23 protein-coding genes are annotated in these 19,785 nt (G+C 60.4%); 9 read left to right on the top strand and 14 right to left on the bottom strand.

The features are described from left to right. Positions 1–116: 116 nt before the first annotated feature. Positions 117–398: an HU family DNA-binding protein gene (locus ABTV87_RS05055; protein WP_007957357.1), complete on the bottom strand. Its 282-nt coding sequence runs from the start codon at positions 396–398 to the stop codon at positions 117–119. Positions 399–794: 396 nt separating this feature from the next. Between ABTV87_RS05055 and yejK the strand changes: the two genes are divergently transcribed. Together yejK and ABTV87_RS05045 are read left to right on the top strand one after the other, a co-directional pair. After that, a complete protein-coding gene (gene yejK, locus ABTV87_RS05050) occupies positions 795–1,799 on the top strand; it encodes a nucleoid-associated protein YejK (RefSeq protein ID WP_007957356.1) in 1,005 nt (334 codons plus the stop codon). Beyond that, on the top strand, positions 1,799–2,149 hold the full coding sequence (locus tag ABTV87_RS05045; protein WP_085608156.1) for a glutaredoxin family protein: 351 nt from the start codon (positions 1,799–1,801) through the stop codon (positions 2,147–2,149). Before yejK ends, ABTV87_RS05045 begins: the two co-directional genes overlap by 1 nt. Positions 2,150–2,180: 31 nt before the next feature. Here the strand turns inward: ABTV87_RS05045 and ABTV87_RS05040 are convergent, their stop codons facing one another. From ABTV87_RS05040 to ABTV87_RS05020, 5 genes are all read right to left on the bottom strand, one after another. Further along, positions 2,181–3,116: a glutathione S-transferase family protein gene (locus ABTV87_RS05040; protein ID WP_085608155.1), complete on the bottom strand. Its 936-nt coding sequence runs from the start codon at positions 3,114–3,116 to the stop codon at positions 2,181–2,183. Between the two features lie 726 nt (positions 3,117–3,842). Further along, positions 3,843–4,145: a GIY-YIG nuclease family protein gene (locus ABTV87_RS05035; protein ID WP_064593561.1), complete on the bottom strand. Its 303-nt coding sequence runs from the start codon at positions 4,143–4,145 to the stop codon at positions 3,843–3,845. Between the two features lie 39 nt (positions 4,146–4,184). Then, a complete protein-coding gene (locus ABTV87_RS05030; protein ID WP_258712927.1) occupies positions 4,185–4,658 on the bottom strand; it encodes a nuclear transport factor 2 family protein in 474 nt (157 codons plus the stop codon). A 100-nt stretch (positions 4,659–4,758) separates the two neighbouring features. Continuing rightward, positions 4,759–6,063, bottom strand: coding sequence for a CynX/NimT family MFS transporter (locus ABTV87_RS05025; RefSeq protein WP_262158471.1), 1,305 nt, complete (start codon positions 6,061–6,063; stop codon positions 4,759–4,761). Next, a complete protein-coding gene (locus tag ABTV87_RS05020; RefSeq protein ID WP_007957343.1) occupies positions 6,053–6,712 on the bottom strand; it encodes a FadR/GntR family transcriptional regulator in 660 nt (219 codons plus the stop codon). The genes ABTV87_RS05025 and ABTV87_RS05020 overlap by 11 nt, the downstream gene beginning before the upstream one ends. Positions 6,713–6,878: 166 nt before the next feature. Here ABTV87_RS05020 and ABTV87_RS05015 point away from each other — a divergent pair, with 166 nt between their 5' ends. Together ABTV87_RS05015 and ABTV87_RS05010 are read left to right on the top strand one after the other, a co-directional pair. Continuing rightward, positions 6,879–7,190, top strand: coding sequence for a type II toxin-antitoxin system MqsR family toxin (locus ABTV87_RS05015; protein WP_074691191.1), 312 nt, complete (start codon positions 6,879–6,881; stop codon positions 7,188–7,190). After that, on the top strand, positions 7,187–7,678 hold the full coding sequence (locus tag ABTV87_RS05010; protein WP_085608151.1) for a type II TA system antitoxin MqsA family protein: 492 nt from the start codon (positions 7,187–7,189) through the stop codon (positions 7,676–7,678). The genes ABTV87_RS05015 and ABTV87_RS05010 overlap by 4 nt, the downstream gene beginning before the upstream one ends. 52 nt (positions 7,679–7,730) lie before the next feature. Here the strand turns inward: ABTV87_RS05010 and ABTV87_RS05005 are convergent, their stop codons facing one another. The 4 genes from ABTV87_RS05005 to ABTV87_RS04990 form a co-directional block, all read right to left on the bottom strand. Then, positions 7,731–8,495, bottom strand: coding sequence for an amino acid ABC transporter ATP-binding protein (locus ABTV87_RS05005; protein ID WP_007957337.1), 765 nt, complete (start codon positions 8,493–8,495; stop codon positions 7,731–7,733). Between the two features lie 11 nt (positions 8,496–8,506). After that, positions 8,507–9,604, bottom strand: a complete 1,098-nt coding sequence (locus tag ABTV87_RS05000; RefSeq protein ID WP_007957335.1) for an amino acid ABC transporter permease — start codon at positions 9,602–9,604, stop codon at positions 8,507–8,509. A gap of 10 nt (positions 9,605–9,614) precedes the next feature. Further along, entirely contained in the window at positions 9,615–10,796 is a 1,182-nt protein-coding gene (locus ABTV87_RS04995; protein WP_085608150.1) for an amino acid ABC transporter permease, read from the bottom strand. A 65-nt stretch (positions 10,797–10,861) separates the two neighbouring features. Beyond that, positions 10,862–11,893: an amino acid ABC transporter substrate-binding protein gene (locus tag ABTV87_RS04990; RefSeq protein ID WP_007957332.1), complete on the bottom strand. Its 1,032-nt coding sequence runs from the start codon at positions 11,891–11,893 to the stop codon at positions 10,862–10,864. A 467-nt stretch (positions 11,894–12,360) separates the two neighbouring features. On the opposite strand from ABTV87_RS04990, the gene ABTV87_RS04985 reads away from it, so the two are divergent. The 5 genes from ABTV87_RS04985 to ABTV87_RS04965 all read left to right on the top strand — a co-directional run bounded on the left by ABTV87_RS04985 (position 12,361) and on the right by ABTV87_RS04965 (position 17,539). Continuing rightward, positions 12,361–13,017 (top strand): alpha/beta hydrolase, encoded by a 657-nt coding sequence (locus tag ABTV87_RS04985; protein ID WP_433899081.1) that lies wholly within the window; start codon positions 12,361–12,363, stop codon positions 13,015–13,017. Positions 13,018–13,113: 96 nt separating this feature from the next. Then, a complete protein-coding gene (gene rhlB / locus ABTV87_RS04980) occupies positions 13,114–14,592 on the top strand; it encodes an ATP-dependent RNA helicase RhlB (protein ID WP_433899080.1) in 1,479 nt (492 codons plus the stop codon). A 125-nt stretch (positions 14,593–14,717) separates the two neighbouring features. Beyond that, a complete protein-coding gene (locus tag ABTV87_RS04975) occupies positions 14,718–15,662 on the top strand; it encodes an ornithine cyclodeaminase family protein (RefSeq protein ID WP_221533437.1) in 945 nt (314 codons plus the stop codon). Positions 15,663–15,676: 14 nt separating this feature from the next. Beyond that, positions 15,677–16,804, top strand: coding sequence for an NAD(P)/FAD-dependent oxidoreductase (locus ABTV87_RS04970; protein ID WP_433899079.1), 1,128 nt, complete (start codon positions 15,677–15,679; stop codon positions 16,802–16,804). 93 nt (positions 16,805–16,897) lie between these two features. Beyond that, the gene (locus ABTV87_RS04965; protein ID WP_007957327.1) at positions 16,898–17,539 is read left to right on the top strand and encodes a helix-turn-helix transcriptional regulator; all 642 of its coding nucleotides are present in this window, start codon (positions 16,898–16,900) and stop codon (positions 17,537–17,539) included. Positions 17,540–17,576: 37 nt separating this feature from the next. Here ABTV87_RS04965 and ABTV87_RS04960 read toward each other — a convergent pair whose 3' ends face one another. The 4 genes from ABTV87_RS04960 to moaC form a co-directional block, all read right to left on the bottom strand. Next, a complete protein-coding gene (locus ABTV87_RS04960; RefSeq protein ID WP_085608145.1) occupies positions 17,577–18,353 on the bottom strand; it encodes an ABC transporter substrate-binding protein in 777 nt (258 codons plus the stop codon). A 182-nt stretch (positions 18,354–18,535) separates the two neighbouring features. Beyond that, on the bottom strand, positions 18,536–18,988 hold the full coding sequence (gene moaE, locus ABTV87_RS04955; RefSeq protein WP_085608144.1) for a molybdopterin synthase catalytic subunit MoaE: 453 nt from the start codon (positions 18,986–18,988) through the stop codon (positions 18,536–18,538). A 3-nt stretch (positions 18,989–18,991) separates the two neighbouring features. Beyond that, positions 18,992–19,234, bottom strand: coding sequence for a MoaD/ThiS family protein (locus tag ABTV87_RS04950; protein ID WP_085608143.1), 243 nt, complete (start codon positions 19,232–19,234; stop codon positions 18,992–18,994). Beyond that, a complete protein-coding gene (gene moaC, locus ABTV87_RS04945; RefSeq protein WP_007957321.1) occupies positions 19,231–19,704 on the bottom strand; it encodes a cyclic pyranopterin monophosphate synthase MoaC in 474 nt (157 codons plus the stop codon). The genes ABTV87_RS04950 and moaC overlap by 4 nt, the downstream gene beginning before the upstream one ends. Positions 19,705–19,785 lie beyond the last annotated feature (81 nt).

The raw sequence follows: 19,785 nt of genomic DNA, 5'->3' as shown, positions 1-19,785 counted from the left end.
CAACCGGGGCGGCGCTTGATCGCAAGCAGCCGCCGCTACTGCTGAAACACAAACAGCAGGCGCAAAAAAACCGTGCCCGGATCGCTCCGGTGCACGGTTTTTTTTATCGCTGCGTCTTACTTGTTCACAGCGTCGGTCAGGCCTTTGGCCACAACCAGCTTGATCACTTTCTTGGCAGGGATTTCGATGGCAGCGCCAGTCGATGGGTTACGGCCAGTGCGGGCAGGACGCTCGGTCACTTTCAGCTTGCCGATACCTGGCAAAGTGATTTCGGCACCGTTTTCCAGCTGATCGGCAACGATTTGGCCCAGTTGGTCCAGAGCGGCACGCGCGGTGGTTTTCGGCGCGTCGATAGCTTCAGCGATGTCGGCGATCAGTTGGTCTTTAGTAAGAGCCATGTAGTGTTCCTTCCCTATCAAATTCATATGGATTGCAGAGTGCAGTGTCAGCCATCGAGCCCGATCTTCTGGATCTGGCACCCTCGGCGATAACCACGACGAGTCGGGGTTATAGATGCCGAAATCAAGGTTTGGTTCGACCTGACAAAAGCTGAATGCATGCTTGTCGCGGTGACTTCGCACAAGACCGGGCAAAACTAGCACAGAGACAAGGAAATATCCGCCTCTAGCTAGCCAAATGGTCAGGTTTATTGCGCTAAATCGGTAAATAAATGCATAAGGACCGTCGGGTGACCCGGATTTGCCCTTCACCCCGCGCCAAATCCAGTGGTTGCGGTACACTGGGCGCTTTTTCGGGGGAGCCCGCCCTCCTCCCTTCCACCAGCCGAGAAGCCTATGCCGATCCGTCATTGCATCGTCCATTTGATCGACAAAAAACCCGACGGCACACCCGCAGTCCTGCACGCCCGTGACTCCGAACTGGCTGAGTCCGCAGCCATCGAGAACATGCTCGCCGATCTGAACGAGAGCTATAACGCCAAACAGGGCAAAGCCTGGGGGTTGTTCCATCCGGAGTCCGGCGCGTTCCCGTTCAGCGGCTGGCTGAAGGAATACATGGAAGGCGGCAAGGATTTCACCGCGTTCAGCAAGGTCGCGGTCGAGCACCTGCAGAAACTGATGGAAGAATCGAACCTGTCGGTCGGCGGCCACGTATTGTTCGCCCACTATCAGCAAGGCATGACCGATTACCTGGCCATCGCCCTGCTGCACCACAGCGAAGGCGTGGCGGTGACCGATCAACTGGACGTGACCCCGTCGCGCCACCTCGACCTCGGTCAACTGCACCTGGCGGCGCGGATCAACGTTTCCGAGTGGCAGAACAACAAGCAGTCCAAGCAGTACATCTCGTTCATCAAGGGCAAGAACGGCAAGAAGGTCTCGGAGTACTTCCGCGACTTCATCGGCTGCCAGGAAGGGGTCGACGGCCCGGGCGAAACCCGCACCCTGCTCAAGGCTTTCAGTGACTTCGTTGAGAGCGAAGACCTGCCGGAAGATTCCGCCCGCGAAAAGACCAAGACCCTGGTCGACTACGCCAGCAGCCAGGCCAAGCTCGGCGAGCCAATGGGCCTGGAAGAACTGTCTGAGCTGATCGACGAAGAACGCCCGAAGGCCTTCTACGATCACATCCGCAACAAGGATTACGGCTTGTCGCCGGAGATCCCGGCGGATAAGCGCACGCTCAACCAGTTCCGCCGCTTCACCGGTCGCGCCGAAGGCCTGTCGATCAGCTTCGAAGCGCACCTGCTGGGCTCGAAGATCGAATACGACGAAGAAGCCGGGACGCTGGTCATCAAAGGCCTGCCGACCTCGCTCACCGATCAGTTGAAGCGTCGCAACTGATGCTCGGCAATGTGCTGAAAAAGGTTCTGCTGGTTCTGCTGGTGGTCGTGGTCTATCAGAACTGGGGCAAGATCGAGCGGGTGTTCAACCCGTCGCAGATGGCGTCCGAGCAGGTCCGCGCCAACGCCAGGGTCGTGCTGTACGCCACGGACTGGTGCGGCTACTGCAAGCAGACCAAGCGCTTTCTCGATCAGAAAGGCATTCCGTTCAAGGAATTCGATATCGAGAAGGACACCGAGGCACGCAAGGCGTATGAAGCGCTGGGCGGACGCGGGATTCCGCTGATCGACGTCAATGGCACGTTGATTCGCGGGTTTGATCCGGACGAGATTCTCGCTGCACTGAAATGAACGAGGGAGCCATTCGGCTCCCTCAGTTGTTTCAGCGTTTCTCGATTCGGAAACCGAAACGCGGGAAGTGCACATGCACCAACCCGCCACGTTCGTCTTCACGGCGCAGGATCATCTCCTCTCGACCGGCAAACACCAGCTCACCGGCCACCGGATCAACGCCGTAGTCTGTCGCGGCGATCAGCACCTGCTGACCTGCCACGAACCCGTTCGGATCAGTGAATTCCTCGTCCGGCAACGCCGCAGGCGTCGAGCTGCGCGCGATCTCCAGTGCTTCCTCCGAACTCATCTCGCTGGCCGCGCCATGGCCAAAACCGAGCACACGCCCCAGCCACGCCGACACCGCCGGATAAGCATCCACCAAAGGCGCCGTCACGTGAGTGGCCTTGAGGAACCACAGCGGATGAGCCATGGCGAAGTCGGCAATCGACGGTTCACCGAACAGGAAGTCACCGTCTTCACGCTGCAACTGTTGCTCCAGACGCGCCATGAGGGTCGGCCAATTGTGCTTGGCCTGCTCGGCTGACAGCCTGGTCGCGCTGCCACCGCTGAACAGTCCGGCCCGATCTGCGAGGAACGCCTTGATCGCTTCCGGCGGCAACTTGCCGAAACGCACTGCCACCGATTCCGGCTGGAACACCAGGCTCACCGCGTGCTGGAACACCACCGAATCGGCCCAGGCGGCGAAACTGGCGGCGATCATTTCCTGACCTTCCGGGAAGAATGAAGGCTGGGCCTTTTCCTGCTCGAGGCGGCGGGCGATCAGCGCGGTGTCGCAATAGATATCGGCGCCGATCTGCAACACCGGGGTCTTGCGGTAGCCACCGGTCAGGGCGGTCAGATCCGGTTTCGGCATCACCGGCGAGATGTGCACCGAACGCCAGGACAAGCCCTTGAAACCCAACAGCAGCCGGGCCTTTTCGGCGAATGGAGAGGTCGGGTAATGATGCAGAATCAACTCGGACATGCTCGGCTCCGCCGCACAGAAAGTGAGCCAGCAGCTTAGCGCGCAATTCGTTCGCAGCCTACGGATCCGGCTGATGGGAACTGATCAGTCAGGTTGATAAGGCACTAAAAAACCGCCTCAGCCAAGGCTGAGACGGCTTCCCACATCAATGACCCTACATCAGGTCATCGAAGTGATCTCGCAGGAACTCGTAAAAGCGAAACGCTTTGAACGACCTCCATACGAGGCTCAGAGTACGCAGCAAAAGCTTCATACGTTTTGACCTCCGGTGGGGGGCCAAACCTCCAGCGTGCTTACCGGACCACGTACGCCTTCGGAATACACGCCAATGTATCCAATGAGGCGGCCGGTTGTGATCCCCCTGAAAAATCATTCCGGCACGGGAGCAACCCCATGTCAGAGGGCATGAAACCGTTACGTCGATCAGCCAGACCTCAAAGCTGCATTGGCATGCGAGCGGACGAATAGTAATCGGATTGCTATACCGTCATTTAAACAAATGAGCTCAAAATCGCATTCTCTGGAATGGGTGTTTCAAGGCTTGCCTGGGGACGTAAAGACGAATACTCTTGGCCTGCGCCAGTGTATCCAGTGAGATGCAATAAACCCCGGCCGCAAACCGAGGTTTACAGAAAAAACCGCCTACAAGGGCGGTTTTTTCTTGCCTGTCGTTTATGCAACGTGCCTCCTCCACGGAAGGGATATCTATAAGGTTTGAGGGCTTATTCAGTCCGGCCGATAAGACGCCACCAGACATTCCTTCGCACTCTTCCTGAGCTTCTTGATCAACCGCTCCTGACGCAACGCATCACCCTTGTCGCGACAACGCTCGGTGTAGACCAGCGCCATCGCCGGGCTTGAGAGAAAGAATCGCGCCCCTTTGCCACTCTGATGCTTGGCGAAGCGGCGCACGGGATCATCGCTGATCCCGCAGTACAGCGAACCGTTGGCGGCGCGTACGAGGTAGACGAACCAGGACTTGCTCACTGGAACGTCGGCATCGAGAGGATTTTCGCTGAGGCTGGTCACGGGACAATTCAGGCGTAAGGAAAACAGGCCGCGATCTTATCAGCGACTCGACTGAAATGCCTTCAGCCCTTTCAGCGCCTGGGCGCGGACGGCGTTGCGCACCAGCGGCGTCCAGCCAAGGAGCAGGCCCTTGAAGCCCAGCGCCTGCCGCGACCAGCGCCACAAGTCGAAGTGGTCGTGGTGTTCGCAGATCTTGCCGTCACGGAAGACGAAACGTGCCTGGATGTCGTTGATCACGATGTTGCCGGTCTGGCTGAACAGGTAGGTCGCCACCCAGTGGGCGCCGCCGCTGCGCTCGTCGGCGCGGACGTTGTCGAAAGTCAGGGAGAAGTCCTTGGCCCGGGTGGTGAGCATGCGCCACATGTCGCCGGCATCGCGGCCGCGCAGCTCGCCGAAGGCCGGATCGCTGAACACCACGTCGTCGGTGTAGCAGGCGGCCATGGCCTCGGCGTCGAGGCGCTGGAAAGCCTGGTAGAAACGGGTGATCAGGGCGCTGTGGGCTTCTTCACTCATGGGCAATCTCCAGGAAAGGTACAGATTGCCAGCACGATAATCCGCAAACGCCCGAAACACTATCGGCATTCGCATTCCGAATACCGACAGTGTGTGCGTATCAGACCTTTTCGCTTACCACCTGCACGTACAGCGCACGTCCGGCACCGAGGCCGGCGAGGATTGCCCCGGCACCGATAATGCCGAAGATCCAGCCCACGGCGTTCCAGCCACCGGTCCAGTCATGCACTACGCCGACCGCGAACGGCCCCATGGACGCGAGGGTGTAGCCGAAGCCCTGGGACATGCTCGACAGGTTCGCCGCGACATGGGAATCCCGTGAGCGAAGCACGATCAGGGTCAGCGCCAGGCTGAACGTACCGCCCTGCCCCAGGCCCAGCAGGATCGCCCAGCCCCACAGGCCTTCGATCGGCGCGTAGAGGCAACCGAACAGGCCGCCGAGGGTCAGTGCCATCACCACCACGATCGCCAGCCGCTGATCCTTGCCGCGCGTGGCCAGCCACGGTGCCGCCAGGGAGCTGGCGAGCTGGATGATCACCGAACCGGACAGCACCAGGCCGGCCTGGGTCGGCGTCAGCCCGCGACCGATAAGGATCGACGGCAACCAGCCGAACACGATGTAGGCCAGCGACGATTGCAGGCCCATGTACAAGGTCACCTGCCAGGCCAGCGGATCACGCAGCAGACCGCGCACTCGATACGCGACATTGTGCGCGCCGTGCTTCTGGCCGATTTGCGGCAGCCAGAACACTGCCGCCACCAGCGCCGGAATCACCCAGAAACCCAGGCCCATGGCCCAGCTGTGATCGAAGTGTTCGCTCAGCGGCACACTGGAACCCGCCGCCATCGCCGCGCCCAGGCACAGGGCCATGGTGTAGACGCCGGTCATGGTGCCGGCATGCTTGGCGAAGTCACGCTTGACGATGCCCGGCAGCAACACGCCGATGATGCCGATGCTCGCACCGCCCAGCACGCTGCCGGCGAACAGACCGATTTCACCGAAATTGCTGCGCAGGATGATGCCGCCGGCCAGTGTCAGAAGAATCCCCAAGACCACCCGCTCGGCACCGAAACGCCGCGCGAGTATCGGGGCCAGCGGGGCGAACAGACCGAGGCAAAGCACCGGCAACGTCGTCAGCAATCCCGCCTGAGCAGCAGACAAGCCAAGGCTTTTCGACACTTCACTGAGCAGCGGCGCCATGCTCGACAGCGCCGGTCGCAGGTTCAGCGCCACCAGAATCAACCCCAGCAGCAACAGCCACGGACGCCGTACCAGCGGATGGCTTTGCTGCACCTGTTCGTCATCGGCTTCGGCATCGATCAACAACTCTTCGAGCTCGGCCTTGCGAACGGGTGCTGTGGAGACTTCTGGGCGGGACATGGTTTTCTCGGTTTCAAGGTTCATTGATCAACTGCCTCGACAGGGCTTTGGCCCGCTCCGGATCGCGCTGCTCGACAGCCTCAAGCAAGGCGACGTGCAAATCGAAGACTTCCTGTCGACGGGGGACGATGTTCAGGGTCTGGCGCAATTGCGCGCCGACGATGCTGGAAAAATAGCGATACAGCTCGCTGAGGGTCGGGTTGTGCGCGGCATCCACCAGACGGCGGTGAAACACCAGGTCGCAGCGGATGTAACTGTCGAGGTCGCCGTGATAGTGGCTGCCGGCGACACCCAGCGCCTCACGCAGTGCGACGAGGTCTTCATCGGTCCGGCGCAAGGCCGCCAGGCCGATGGCCTCGACTTCAAGGATATGCCGGGTTTCCCGGGCCTGATCCAGCGAGCATTTGGACAGCGCCTTGAGCGTGTCCATCGGATCGACCACCGCCCGCAGGTAACTGCCGTCACCCTGACGAATTTCGATCAACCCGGAAAACGCCAGCACCCGCATCGCCTCGCGCACGGTGTTGCGGCTGATGCCGAGCTCGGCACACAGCTCGGGCTCGGTCGGCAAACGCTGACCGACCTGCCACGTGCCGTCGGTGATGCGCTGGCGCAACTGATCCAGGGCCTGATCGACCAGGGATCGCTTAATGAGTGGAGAAATGTCTGACATAGGATTCGCCCTTTCATCCAATCATGGGATGAATTTTCTGACATGTTAGTCAGCTCCGTGTAGGACGGCAACCACCTAGGGTCAGAGAGAGGCAAATGGAGCGGGATTTTCGATTAGTCAAAATTACCCTTTAAGGGTAATTTCAGGGACAGGGTTTTGGTTTCTTATGGAAAAGAACACACCCCATTACGACTTGGTGGTGATCAAGGCTGAGGTCAGGCGACGGGGAAGACAGGCATTCACCAAGAGCGCAGAAAAAACCGGACTGGATCTCGGCTTCAGCATCATAGAGATGCAAGAAATCGTTTTCGAACTGCAGAACAGGATGTTGTACAAGTCGATGACCACCTATGACGATCATCGAGTCTGGCAGGACGTTTATCACACGCACTCACACGATCTGGAGATTTACATCAAGGTGACATACCGCCCCGAAGGTGGCCCACCGGTAATCTCCTTCAAGGAGAAAAACCAATGAAGACCCGGCAATGTTTCAGCTGCGGTGCACGTGAGGGAATGACACATTTCGAGGGCCGCGGCGAAACCATCAGTGTCAAAGGCATGGAACGTCGTATCGATGACCTTGCTGGCTGGGAATGTCGCAAATGCGGTGAGGTCGAGTGGGACGCCGATACCGATAGTGCAGAACGCTACACGCAAGCCGGTGATGATCTGGTGATTGCTGCCCGACAAATGATCGGTAACGAGATGAAGCGCATCCGGCGCAAATTGCACCTGACGCAAAAAGAAACGGTGCAACTGCTGTCTGGTGGCGGACACAACGCATTTTCCCGCTATGAGCGCGGCGAAGTGCTTCCGCCGAAGGCGTTGATGCTGCTGATGCGCCTGCTCGATCGCTATCCGCACTTGCTCGCCGATGCGAAAGCCTTGGGTGAAGGGGCGGATCTGAGGAGCGCCTTCAAGTATACCGAGCACAAAGAGCACGAAACCCTCACCGTTTCCTGACTCCCAAAAAACAAACCCGGCACAAGGCCGGGTTTGTTTTATGCATCAGATATCAATGCAGGATCTGACTCAGGAACAACTTGGTCCGATCATTCTGTGGATTGTCGAAGAAGTCGTTCGGCGCCGCCTGCTCAACGATTTCGCCCTTGTCCATGAAGATCACGCGGTTGGCCACGGTGCGGGCGAAGCCCATTTCGTGGGTCACGCAGAGCATGGTCATGCCGTCTTCGGCCAGGCCGATCATGGTGTCGAGCACCTCTTTCACCATCTCCGGGTCGAGTGCCGAGGTCGGTTCGTCGAACAGCATGATTTTCGGTTTCATGCACAACGCGCGGGCGATCGCCACACGCTGCTGCTGACCGCCGGACAATTGCCCCGGGTACTTGTGCGCCTGCTCCGGAATGCGTACGCGTTCCAGGTAATGCATGGCGATTTCCTCGGCCTTGCGCTTGGGCATCTTGCGTACCCACATCGGCGCCAGGGTGCAGTTCTGCAGGATGGTCAGGTGCGGGAACAGGTTGAAGTGCTGGAACACCATGCCGACTTCACGGCGGATCGCTTCGATCTGCTTGAGGTCGTTGGTCAGCTCCACGCCATCGACCACGATGCGGCCCTGCTGGTGCTCTTCCAGACGGTTGAGGCAGCGGATGGTCGTGGACTTGCCGGAACCCGACGGACCGCACAGCACGATACGCTCGCCCTGACGCACGTTGAGGTTAATGTCTTTCAGCACGTGGAACTGGCCGTACCACTTGTTCACGCCCTGCATCTGAATGATGCCTTCAGGGCCCACTGGCTTTTTGATTGCTTCGCTCATCGAAAAAACTCCTAACGCTTGTGGCCAGTGTCGAGCTTGCGTTCCAGGTGCATGGAATAGCGCGACATACCAAAACAGAAAATCCAGAACACCAGGGCGGCGAACACGTAGCCTTCGGTGGCCATGCCCAGCCATTTCGGATCGGCAGCGGCTTGCTTGACGCTGTTGAGCAGGTCAAAGAGGCCGATGATGATCACCAGGCTGGTGTCCTTGAACAGCGCGATGAAGGTGTTGACGATGCCGGGAATCACCAGCTTCAGGGCTTGCGGCAGAATCACCAGGCCCATGGCGCGCCAGTAACCGAGACCCATCGCGGCCGCGGCTTCGTACTGGCCCTTGGGGATCGCTTGCAGACCGCCGCGCACCACCTCGGCGACGTACGCCGACTGGAACAGGATCACGCCGATCAGCGCCCGCAGCAGCTTGTCGAAGTTCATGCCTTCAGGCAGGAACAGCGGCAGCATCACCGAGGACATGAACAGCACCGTGATCAACGGCACGCCGCGCCAGAACTCGATGAAGGTCACGCAGACCACACGGATCGCCGGCATGTTCGAGCGTCGACCCAGCGCCAGGACAATCCCCAGCGGCAACGCACCGGCGATGCCGACAGTGGCGATCACCAGGGTCAGCATCAGACCGCCCCACTGGCTGGTCGCCACGGTGTCGAGGCCGAAGACGCCGCCATGCAGCAGGCACCAGGCAACGATCGGGTAGACCACCAGGAAGCTCAGGCCGTACACCGCCTTGTGCGCCACGCGCTTGATGAACAGCGGTGCCACGCCGATGACCGCCAGCCACACGGTCAGGTCCACGCGCCAGCGCAGTTCCGGCGGGTAGTAGCCGTACATGAACTGGCCGAAACGCTGCTGGATGAAGACCCAGCAGGCGCCGTCCTTGGTGCAGTCGGCGCGGGTGGTGCCGACCCAGTTGGCATCGATGATCGCCCAGCTGAGGATCGGCGGAATCACCAGGTAGATCAGATAGAACGCGAACAGGGTCAGCAGGGTGTTGAGCCAGCTGGAGAACATGTTCGCGCGGATCCACGCCATCGGGCCGAAGACCTTGGCCGGCGGTGGCATGTCGGGTTTGAAAGTATGAGTACTCATGCGCTATTCCTTACCGCTCGATCAGCGCGATGCGCTTGTTGTACCAGTTCATCAGCAGGGAAATGCTGATGCTGATCGCCAGGTACACGCTCATGGTGATGGCAATGACTTCGATCGCCTGACCGGTCTGGTTCAGCACGGTGCCGGCGAACAGCGAAACCATTTCCGGATAACCGATACCGGCCGCCAGCGAAGAGTTCTTCGCCAGGTTCAGGTATTGGCTGGTCAGCGGCGGGATGATGACCCGCAGCGCTTGCGGAATGATCACCTTGCGCAGGGTCGGGCCGTTGCGCAGGCCGAGCGAATGCGCCGCCTCGGTCTGGCCGTGGCTGACCGACTTGATGCCCGAACGCACGATCTCGGCGATGAACGCCGCGGTGTACACCGTCAGCGCCAGGGTCAAGGCCAGCAGTTCCGGAATCAGCACCCAGCCACCGACGAAGTTGAAGCCTTGCAGCTTCGGCATTTCCCAGTGCACGGGGGCACCGAAGATCAGCGCGCACACCGCCGGGATCACCAGGAACAAGGCCAGACCGGCCCAGAACTTGTGGAACGGCTCGCCAGTGGCTTCAAATCGCTTGTTGGCCCAACGGCTCATCAGCACGATGGCGACGATGGCCACCACGATGCTGACCACAAACGCCCAGAAACCATCGGCCATTTGCGCGGCCGGCATGTTCAGGCCACGGCTGCTGACGAAGAAGGTATCGCCGAAGTTGTGGCTGTTGCGCGGCCCCGGCATGGTCAGGAACACCGCGAAGTACCAGAACAGGATCTGCAGCAGTGGCGGGATGTTACGGAAAACCTCCACGTACACCGTTGCCAGTTTGGCGATGATCCAGTTCTTCGACAGGCGCGCCACGCCGACGATGAAGCCGAGGATCGTGGCCAGGATCACACCGATGAAGGTCACCAGCAGCGTGTTGAGCAGGCCGATGACAAACACCCGGGCATAACTGTCCGCTTCGGTGTAGGAGATCAGGTGTTGAGCGATGCCGAACCCGGCACTGCGCTCGAGAAAGTCGAACCCCGAAGTGATACCCCGGTGTTGCAGGTTGGTCTGGGTGTTATCGAACAGATACCAGCCCAGGGAGACCACCGCCACGATGGTGATGATCTGAAATACCCACGCACGCACTCGTGGATCGCTGAGGCTGAGCCTCTGCTTTGGTGCGCCGATTGAATTTTGCATGAAGTGCCCCGGAAATAATGGAACAGAACGTCACCCGGCAGTTGGCCTGCCGGGTGACAGAACCATCAGCGCACTGGTGGTGCGTATTGAATGCCGCCGTTGTTCCACAGCGCGTTCAGGCCGCGGTCGATTTCCAGCGGAGTGCTCTTGCCGAGGTTTTTCTCGAAGATTTCGCCGTAGTTGCCGACTTGCTTGACGATCTGTACGACCCAGTCCTTCGGCAGTTTCAGGTCTTTGCCGTATTCGCCGTCTGCACCGAGCATACGAGCGACATCCGGGTTCTTGGTCGCTTTGGCTTCAGCTTCGACGTTCTTCGAAGAGATGCCGGCTTCTTCGGTGTTCAGCAGCGCGTAGCCAACCCAACGCACGATGGCCAGCCACTCGTCGTCGCCGTTACGCACGACCGGGCCCAGAGGCTCCTTGGAAATGGTTTCCGGCAGAACTACATAATCCTTCGGCGAAGCCAGCTTGCTGCGCTGGGCGAACAGCTGGGATTTGTCGGAGGTCAGCACGTCGCAACGACCGGACTCCAGCGACTTGGCGCTTTCATCGGAGGTGTCGAAAGTGATCGGGGTGTATTTCAGACCGTTGCCGCGGAAGTAGTCGGAAACGTTCAGCTCGGTGGTGGTACCGGCCTGGATGCAGATGGTTGCACCGTCCAGCTCTTTGGCACTCTTCACGCCCAGCTTGTTGTTTACCAGGAAGCCGATGCCGTCGTAGTAGGTAATGAAGCCCGGGAATTTCAGGCCCATGCCCGCGTCACGGGAGCTGGTCATGGTGGTGTTGCGCGACAGAATGTCGATCTCGCCGGACTGCAGAGCGGTGAAACGCTCCTTGGCGTTCAACTGACTGAACTTGACCTTGGTCGCGTCGCCGAACACGGCAGCGGCCACGGCGCGGCAGACGTCAGCATCGATACCCACGATCTTGCCGGTGGAATCCGGAACCGAGAAGCCTGGCAAGCCATCGCTGACGCCGCACTGCACGAATCCTTTCTTCTTCACTGCATCCAGGGTTGCACCCGCCTGAGCGAACCCGCTGACACCCAGTACTGCAGCAGCAGTCACGATCGCCAGAGTGGATTTCAACATCTTCATTCAAACCTCCAGTTTTGCTCTTGTTGTGTCGGAGCTTGAGTCCAGTCGCACCCTTTTGAGGCGTTGTTGACCCGTGTTGGCTTTTTTTGGGGTCAACCGACGCAGGACCTTCGCTATGAGTCTAGTAGGAGAAAATCCACATCATGGACAACTCACTTCTCACCAGTCGGCCGAACGGGCGGTAGCCCTTTCACGTTCGCTAAGCCCGTTGCGGCCATTGGCGAACATCCATCACCGGATTCTTTGCTATCCCGTCGCCAGGCGTTCACTGATAGTGTTACCGCCAGGTGCGAGATCGATTGCACGACTACCTCATAGCAAAGCCCGTACCACACCGGCAGCTGAAGCGATTGAGTGACAGGTCAATAGCAAAACTTGCAGCCTTGCGACATCTTCTTAACGGATCAACCGGGCGCGCACGCAAATCACGCACTCAATGAGAGCGCCCGCACACAATTGGAGCAGCCATGACCGAGCCCTTGATTCTTCAGCCTGTTAAGCCCGCAGACGCCTGCGTGATCTGGCTGCACGGCCTCGGCGCCGACCGCTACGACTTTCTGCCGGTGGCCGAAGCGCTTCAGGAAATCCTGCTGAGCACGCGTTTCGTCCTGCCCCAGGCGCCGACCCGTCCGGTGACGATAAATGGCGGATATGCCATGCCGAGCTGGTACGACATCAAAGCCATGAGCCCGGCCCGGGCGATCGACCGCGACGAGCTGGAAGCGTCCGCCGACCGCATCATCGAATTGATCGAAGAACAGCGAAGCAGCGGAATAGACGCCTCGCGAATTTTCCTCGCCGGTTTTTCCCAGGGCGGCGCCGTGGTCTATCACACCGCGTTTCTGAAATGGCAGGGACCGTTGGGCGGGGTGCTGGCATTATCGACATACGCGCCGACCTTCAGCGATGAACTGGAGTTGTCCGCCAGCCAGCAGCGGATTCCGGTGCTGGCGCTGCACGGCCAGTTCGACAACGTGGTGCAGAACTCGATGGGACGCACGGCTTATGAGTATCTCAAGGCCCATGGTGTCACCGTGACATGGCAGGAATACCCAATGGAGCACGAAGTGTTACCCGAAGAAATTCGCGACATCGGCACATGGTTGAGCGAACGCCTGCGCTGACAATTCCGACAAGGGTCGCCCTTTGATCATCCCACTACGCCGCGCCCGTTTCTTGCATTACACTGGCCGGCGTACATTCCTTAACCAATTGATGAGATGACCGTGCTCAAAGCACTCAAGAAAATGTTCGGTAAAAGCGAGGCTGAGCAGCTCGCGCCAGTCCCCACTGCGCCGTCGCACGCCTCCGGTCATCGCAGCGATGCCAGCCAGGCCGACCGCCAGACGCCCGCCACGACGGCCCAACGCGAACCGAAACCCGCTCCAGCTGCCGCCCCCGCCACCGAGCCGGCCCGCAGCGAAGCACCGAAACCGGCCAGACCACGTCGCGAACCCAAGCCCAAGGCGCCGGTGATTCCCTGGAAACTCGAAGACTTCGTCGTCGAGCCGCAGGAAGGCAAGACCCGTTTCCACGATTTCAAACTCTCCCCGGAACTGATGCACGCCATTCAGGACCTGGGTTTCCCGTATTGCACGCCGATCCAGGCCCAGGTGCTGGGTTTCACCCTCGCCGGCAAAGACGCCATCGGCCGCGCCCAGACCGGCACCGGCAAGACCGCCGCGTTCCTGATCTCGATCATCACCCAGCTGTTGCAGACCCCGCCGCCGAAAGAGCGCTACATGGGCGAGCCACGGGCGCTGATCATCGCGCCGACCCGCGAGCTGGTGGTGCAGATCGCCAAGGACGCCGCCGACCTGACCAAGTACACCGGTCTCAACGTCATGACGTTCGTCGGCGGCATGGACTTCGACAAGCAGCTCAAGCACCTCGAAGCGCGCCATTGCGACATCCTCGTCGCGACCCCGGGCCGCCTGCTCGACTTCAACCAGCGCGGTGACGTGCATCTGGACATGGTCGAAGTGATGGTGCTGGACGAAGCCGACCGCATGCTCGACATGGGTTTCATCCCGCAGGTCCGGCAGATCATTCGCCAGACCCCGCCGAAAAGCGAACGCCAGACCCTGCTGTTCTCCGCGACCTTCACCGATGACGTGATGAACCTCGCCAAGCAGTGGACCACTGATCCTGCGATCGTCGAAATCGAGGTCACCAACGTGGCCAACGAAAACGTCGAGCAGCACATCTACGCGGTGGCCGGTGCCGACAAATACAAACTGCTCTTCAACCTGGTCAACGACAACGGTTGGGAGCGTGTGATCGTGTTCGCCAACCGCAAGGACGAAGTGCGTCGTATCGAAGAACGCCTGGTGCGTGACGGCATCAACGCCGCGCAGCTGTCCGGCGACGTGCCGCAGCACAAGCGGATCAAGACGCTCGAAGGCTTCCGCGAAGGCAAGATCCGGGTGCTGGTCGCCACCGACGTGGCCGGTCGCGGTATCCACATCGACGGCATCAGCCACGTGATCAACTTCACCCTGCCGGAAGTCCCGGACGACTACGTGCACCGTATCGGCCGTACCGGTCGTGCTGGCGCCGACGGCGTGTCGATCAGCTTTGCCGGTGAAGACGACTCTTATCAGTTGCCGTCCATCGAAGAAAAACTTGGTCGCAAGATCAGCTGTGAAACGCCGCCGACCCATCTATTGCGGGCGGTTGAGCGCAAGCGTCCACAGTAAGCGACGCCATAAAGAGAAGCGCAGCCGGCAATGGACTGCGCTTTTTTTTCGCCCGGATATTGTTCAACAAAACTAAAAGTCCATAATGGACAAATTAGTTTAAATAACGGTCTCCGGAGTCCGACATGTCCAGTACGCCTTACGTGATCGACCAAACCCAGGCCCGCGAGCTGTTGGCCCGGATCGATGTGCCGCAGATCCTGCGCAAGCTGTTCCGTGATCTGGCGGCCGGGCATGCGGTGCAACCGGCGCAGCAACTGGTGGAATTTCCTCAGGGTGCCGGGGACTTCATCAACTATCTGGGCGTGCTGGCGGAAGACGGCGTGTACGGGGTCAAGACTTCGCCTTACATCGTTCGCGAACAAGGCCCGCTGGTGACGGCGTGGACATTGCTGATGTCGATGCAGACCGGCCAGCCGTTGCTGCTCTGCGATGCCGGCGAACTGACCACCGCCCGAACCGCTGCGACCACCGCCGTCGCAGTCGATGCCCTCGCCCCGTTGAAGGCCGCGCGTCTGGCAATCATCGGCAGCGGCAAGGTCGCCCAGGCGCACCTGCATTACGTCAAGACGTTGCGCGACTGGCAGAGCATCAGTGTGTACTCGCCGACCTTGAGCGAAGACCCGGCCACCGCCCGCCAACTGCAAGCCCTCGATCCACGGGTGAACATCGCCGACAGCCGAGAAACCGCCATCGCCGAGGCCGACGTGATCATGCTCTGCACCTCGTCCGCAGGCCCCGTGATCGACCCGGCAACCTTGAGCAAACCGGCGCTGATCACCTCGATCAGCACCAACGCACCGCGCGCCCACGAAGTGCCGCCGCAAAGCCTCAACGACATGCAGGTGTTCTGCGACTATCGTCTGACCACCCCGGGCTCGGCCGGCGAGATGCTGATCGCCAGCGAACGACATGGCTGGGACAACAACGCGATCATCGGTGACCTGGCGGATCTGCTCAGCGAAAAAGTGCAGCGCCCCGATTACAACCGTCACGTGTTTTTCCGCTCCATCGGTCTGGGCCTGGAAGACATCGCCCTGGCCAACGCCGTCTATCAATTGCAGCGCTGACACCGGAGATTTTCATGAGTCATGCAGATTTCATCATCATCGGCGGCGGGATTGCCGGCGCGTCCACCGGTTTCTGGCTATCGCAGCACGGGAAGGTCGTGGTGCTGGAGCGCGAGTCGCACCCGGCCTATCACTCCACCGGGCGTTCGGCTGCGCTGTTCACCGCCGCTTACGGCACTCCGCAGGTCCGGGCGCTGACCCAGGCCAGCCGCGAATTCTTCGACCATCCGCCCAGCGGCTTCTGCGAGCATCCGCTGCTGACTCCACGCGGCGAAATGACCGTGGACTTCACCGGCGACGCCGCCGAGCTGAACAATCAATACCTCAGCGCCAAGGCCACAGTGCCGGAGATGCAGTTGCTCAGCGCGGATGAAGCCTGCGCGCGGCTGCCGATCCTGCGCCGGGAGAAAGTGCATGGCGCAATCTACGACCCGACCGCCAGCGACATCGACACCGACGCCCTGCATCAGGGCTATCTGCGCGGTATCCGCCGCAACAACGGCCAGGTGCAGACCGATTGCGAAGTGCTCGGCCTGAGTCGCGACGCCGACGGCATCTGGCACGTGCAGACCAACGGCCAGACCTTCAGCGCGCCCATCGTGATCAACGCGGCAGGCGCCTGGGCCGACAGGATCGGTGCCCTCGCCGGTGCCCGGCCGCTGGGCCTGCAACCGAAACGCCGTGCGGCGTTCATCTTCGCCGGCCCTGAAGGCGTCGACATCCACCACTGGCCGATGCTGGTCAGTCTCGACGAATCGTTCTATATGAAGCCCGACGCCGGGATGTTCCTCGGCTCACCGGCCAATGCCGACCCGGTCGAGCCGCACGACGTGCAGCCGGAAGAACTGGACATCGCCATGGGCATTTACCAGATCGAGGAAGCGACGACCCTGACCATCCGCCGCCCGACCCGCACCTGGGCCGGCCTGCGCAGTTTCGTCGCCGACGGTGATTTGCTGTCCGGCTTCGATCCGCAGGTGCCGGGGTTGTTCTGGGTCGCCGCCCAGGGCGGTTACGGTATCCAGACCTCACCAGCCATGGGCATGGCCAGCGCGGCGCTGGTGCGTGGCGAATCGCTGCCCGACCACCTCAAGCAGTTCGGCCTGACCGCCGCCATGCTCGCCCCTGCCCGTCTGGCCTGACCGTCCGCCCGGATGACGCGCCCGACGGATTGCGGCACACTCGCAACGCCCCCGGATCACGGGGGCGTTGACGTTGCCTGGAGCTCCACAGTTATGACCGCCCCCGAACACACGCCCGAGCTGCATGACGCCGCGCTGGACAACTACCACGCCATCGCCGACGCCATTGCCACGCTGTTCTTTCCCCACGCCGAAGTGGTGTTGCATGACCTGCGCACGCAAAAGGTCGACTACATCGCCAACAACCTGTCGAAACGGGTGATCGGCGATGAATCGTCGCTGGAAGACATGCTCAGCGACGACGTCAGCGAACGGAACATCGGCCCGTACGAAAAGCTCAATTGGGACGGCCAGAAAATTCGCAGCCTGAGCACCGTGCTGCGCGACAGCGAAGGGCACCCGCTGGCGGTGCTGTGCATCAACCTGAATATTTCGCTGTTCGAGAACGCCAAGGCTGCGCTGGACCTGTTCCTCTCGCCGAGCAAACTGATTCCGCAACCGGACTCGCTGTTTCGCGATGACTGGCAGGAGCGCATCAACACTTTCCTGCACGCCTGGCTACGGGAACGGCAACTGAGCCTGAACCTGCTGACCCGCGATCACAAACGCGAACTGGTGCTGGCGCTGCACGCCGAAGGGGCGTTCAAGGGCAAGAGCGCCTCGAACTATGTGGCCAATGTGCTGAACATGGGGCGGGCGACGGTTTACAAGCATTTGAAGGAATTGAAGGGCTGAAACCGTGCAGCCTGCGAAGGCTGCACGGTCTTCAGATTCAGTCGCCGTAGATGTCCGACTTGAAATACTTCTCGGAAATCTTCTGATATTCGCCACTGGCGCGAATACCGTCGATGGCAGTGTTCAACTGGCTGACCAGTTCGGTGTTGCCCTTGCGCACCGCAATCCCCGCGCCCTCGCCCACGTATTTCGGATCCTTCAGCTCAGGCCCGACGAAGGCGTAGCCCTTGCCGCGCGGCATCGACAGGAAGTCGGTCAGCGGGATGGTGTCGGCGAAGATCGCGTCGAGACGCCCGGCCGCCAGGTCCATGTAGATTTCTTCGTTGTTGCCGTAACGCTTGACGTTGATGCCCTTGGGCTCGAACACCTCGGTCGCGTAACGGTCGGTGGTGGTCGCACGCTGCACGCCAACGGTCTTGCCCTTGAGGCTGGCGTACTGGTCATCGACGCTCGCGCCGTCCTTCATCACCAGCCGCGACGAGGTGAAATAGTACTTGTGGGTGAAGTCCACCGACTTCTTGCGGTCTTCGTTGATAGTCATGGACGACAGCGCCATGTCGATTTTCTTCACTTTCAGGGAAGGAATCAGACCATCGAACTCGCCCTCGACCCACACGCACTTGACCTGCATCTGCGCGCACAGGGCATTGCCGATGTCGTAGTCGAAACCGACGATTTCACCCTTGTCGGTCTTCGAGGCGAAAGGCGGATAGGCTGCTTCGATACCGATGCGCAGGGTTTTCTCGGCGGCGAACGCACTGCTGCACGCCAACAGGCTCAATGCCAGACCGGTGATGAGGGGGAATTTCTTCATGTTCGTTCTCTCGCGGGTTGTTGTTGGTTTGGCAAGACAGAAGAAAAAGCTGAAACGGGGAAAGACCTTTTTTGTACTTGTAAATCCATACTGGACTTTTACGTACAAATCGTCAATTGGACAAACGCCATCGGCGTCAGCCGATGGTCGGGAGTCGAGGGGAGATTGATTGGGGAGAGGAATTACTGCTTCCAGCGATCCGCCGCCGCATGATCGCTGTCACGACCTTCGACCCAGCGCGGGCCGTCGCTGGTGTTCTCTTTCTTCCAGAAAGGCGCACGGGTTTTCAGGTAATCCATGACGAAGGCGCAGGCATCGAATGCCGCCTGGCGGTGGGCGCTGGCGGCGGCGACAAACACGATCGGCTCGCCCGGCTCCAGCGCGCCGATGCGGTGCAGCACTTCCAGCTTCAACAGCGGCCAGCGCTGCTCGGCTTCAACGGCAATCTTGCCGAGGGCCTTTTCGGTCATGCCCGGATAGTGTTCGAGGAACATCCCGGCGACATCGAGGCCATCGTTGAAGTCGCGCACGTAACCGACAAAACTCACCACCGCGCCGACGCCGACATTGGCCGCGTGCATCGCGTTGACTTCTGCGCCAGGATCGAACGGTTCGGACTGCACCCGAATGCGCATGGCTCAGCCTCCGGTCACGGTAGGGAAAAACGCCACTTCGTCGCCATCGACCACCGGCTCATCGAGCTGGCAGAGGTCTTCGTTGCGCGCACACATGAGGTTCTGCTCGCTGAGCACCTCGGCGCCCTCACGCTGCGCCAGCAACGCACGAACGTCATCGACGGTAGCGAAATCACCCTCGACCTTCACCGAGTCCACGCCCAGTGCCTCGCGGTAACGGGCGAAAAACTTCACAGTCAGGTTCATGGCTGCTCCGCCTGGAAATGCCCGCTCTTGCCGCCGACCTTTTCCAGCAGACGCACGCTTTCGATGGTCATGCCACGGTCCACGGCCTTGCACATATCGTAGATGGTCAGGGCGGCGACGCTGGCGGCGGTCAGCGCTTCCATCTCGACACCGGTCTGCCCGGACAGTTTGCAGCGCGCGACGATGCGCACCGCGTCGTCGCCTTCGGCACTGAGCTCGACCTTGACGCCGGTCAGCATCAACGGATGGCACAGGGGAATCAGATCACTGGTTTTCTTCGCCGCCTGAATGCCGGCAATGCGCGCCACGGCGAACACGTCGCCCTTGGGATGGCCGCCGCTGACAATCATCTGCAGGGTGTCGGGCAGCATGCGCACCAGCGCTTGGGCCGTCGCTTCACGGAACGTCACGGCTTTTTCGGTGACGTCGACCATGTTGGCGCGACCTTGGGAATCGAGATGAGTCAGCACGGGATTACTCCTGATCAGGAGCACCGATTGTAAACCCGCGGGTCAAAATTCCGCACATAAAAAACCGGGCGACTTTGCAGT

Source organism: Pseudomonas sp. PSE1(2024), assembly GCF_050990555.1.
Lineage (GTDB): Bacteria > Pseudomonadota > Gammaproteobacteria > Pseudomonadales > Pseudomonadaceae > Aquipseudomonas > Aquipseudomonas aphyarum.
This window is presented reverse-complemented; position numbering and strand designations above follow the sequence as displayed.

Coding starts and splice junctions, on each gene's coding strand:
- ABTV87_RS04975 (WP_221533437.1), top strand. CDS start 14,718: ATGTCCAGTACGCCTTACGTGATCGACCAAACCCAGGCCCGCGAGCTG.
- ABTV87_RS04995 (WP_085608150.1), bottom strand. CDS start 10,796: ATGCAAAATTCAATCGGCGCACCAAAGCAGAGGCTCAGCCTCAGCGAT.
- ABTV87_RS05025 (WP_262158471.1), bottom strand. CDS start 6,063: ATGAACCTTGAAACCGAGAAAACCATGTCCCGCCCAGAAGTCTCCACA.
- ABTV87_RS04950 (WP_085608143.1), bottom strand. CDS start 19,234: ATGAACCTGACTGTGAAGTTTTTCGCCCGTTACCGCGAGGCACTGGGC.
- ABTV87_RS05005 (WP_007957337.1), bottom strand. CDS start 8,495: ATGAGCGAAGCAATCAAAAAGCCAGTGGGCCCTGAAGGCATCATTCAG.
- ABTV87_RS05015 (WP_074691191.1), top strand. CDS start 6,879: ATGGAAAAGAACACACCCCATTACGACTTGGTGGTGATCAAGGCTGAG.
- ABTV87_RS05020 (WP_007957343.1), bottom strand. CDS start 6,712: ATGTCAGACATTTCTCCACTCATTAAGCGATCCCTGGTCGATCAGGCC.
- ABTV87_RS05040 (WP_085608155.1), bottom strand. CDS start 3,116: ATGTCCGAGTTGATTCTGCATCATTACCCGACCTCTCCATTCGCCGAA.
- ABTV87_RS04985 (WP_433899081.1), top strand. CDS start 12,361: ATGACCGAGCCCTTGATTCTTCAGCCTGTTAAGCCCGCAGACGCCTGC.
- ABTV87_RS04970 (WP_433899079.1), top strand. CDS start 15,677: ATGAGTCATGCAGATTTCATCATCATCGGCGGCGGGATTGCCGGCGCG.
- yejK (WP_007957356.1), top strand. CDS start 795: ATGCCGATCCGTCATTGCATCGTCCATTTGATCGACAAAAAACCCGAC.
- ABTV87_RS04960 (WP_085608145.1), bottom strand. CDS start 18,353: ATGAAGAAATTCCCCCTCATCACCGGTCTGGCATTGAGCCTGTTGGCG.
- ABTV87_RS05000 (WP_007957335.1), bottom strand. CDS start 9,604: ATGAGTACTCATACTTTCAAACCCGACATGCCACCGCCGGCCAAGGTC.
- rhlB (WP_433899080.1), top strand. CDS start 13,114: ATGACCGTGCTCAAAGCACTCAAGAAAATGTTCGGTAAAAGCGAGGCT.
- ABTV87_RS04965 (WP_007957327.1), top strand. CDS start 16,898: ATGACCGCCCCCGAACACACGCCCGAGCTGCATGACGCCGCGCTGGAC.
- ABTV87_RS05030 (WP_258712927.1), bottom strand. CDS start 4,658: ATGAGTGAAGAAGCCCACAGCGCCCTGATCACCCGTTTCTACCAGGCT.
- ABTV87_RS04990 (WP_007957332.1), bottom strand. CDS start 11,893: ATGAAGATGTTGAAATCCACTCTGGCGATCGTGACTGCTGCTGCAGTA.
- ABTV87_RS05010 (WP_085608151.1), top strand. CDS start 7,187: ATGAAGACCCGGCAATGTTTCAGCTGCGGTGCACGTGAGGGAATGACA.
- moaE (WP_085608144.1), bottom strand. CDS start 18,988: ATGCGCATTCGGGTGCAGTCCGAACCGTTCGATCCTGGCGCAGAAGTC.
- ABTV87_RS05055 (WP_007957357.1), bottom strand. CDS start 398: ATGGCTCTTACTAAAGACCAACTGATCGCCGACATCGCTGAAGCTATC.
- ABTV87_RS05045 (WP_085608156.1), top strand. CDS start 1,799: ATGCTCGGCAATGTGCTGAAAAAGGTTCTGCTGGTTCTGCTGGTGGTC.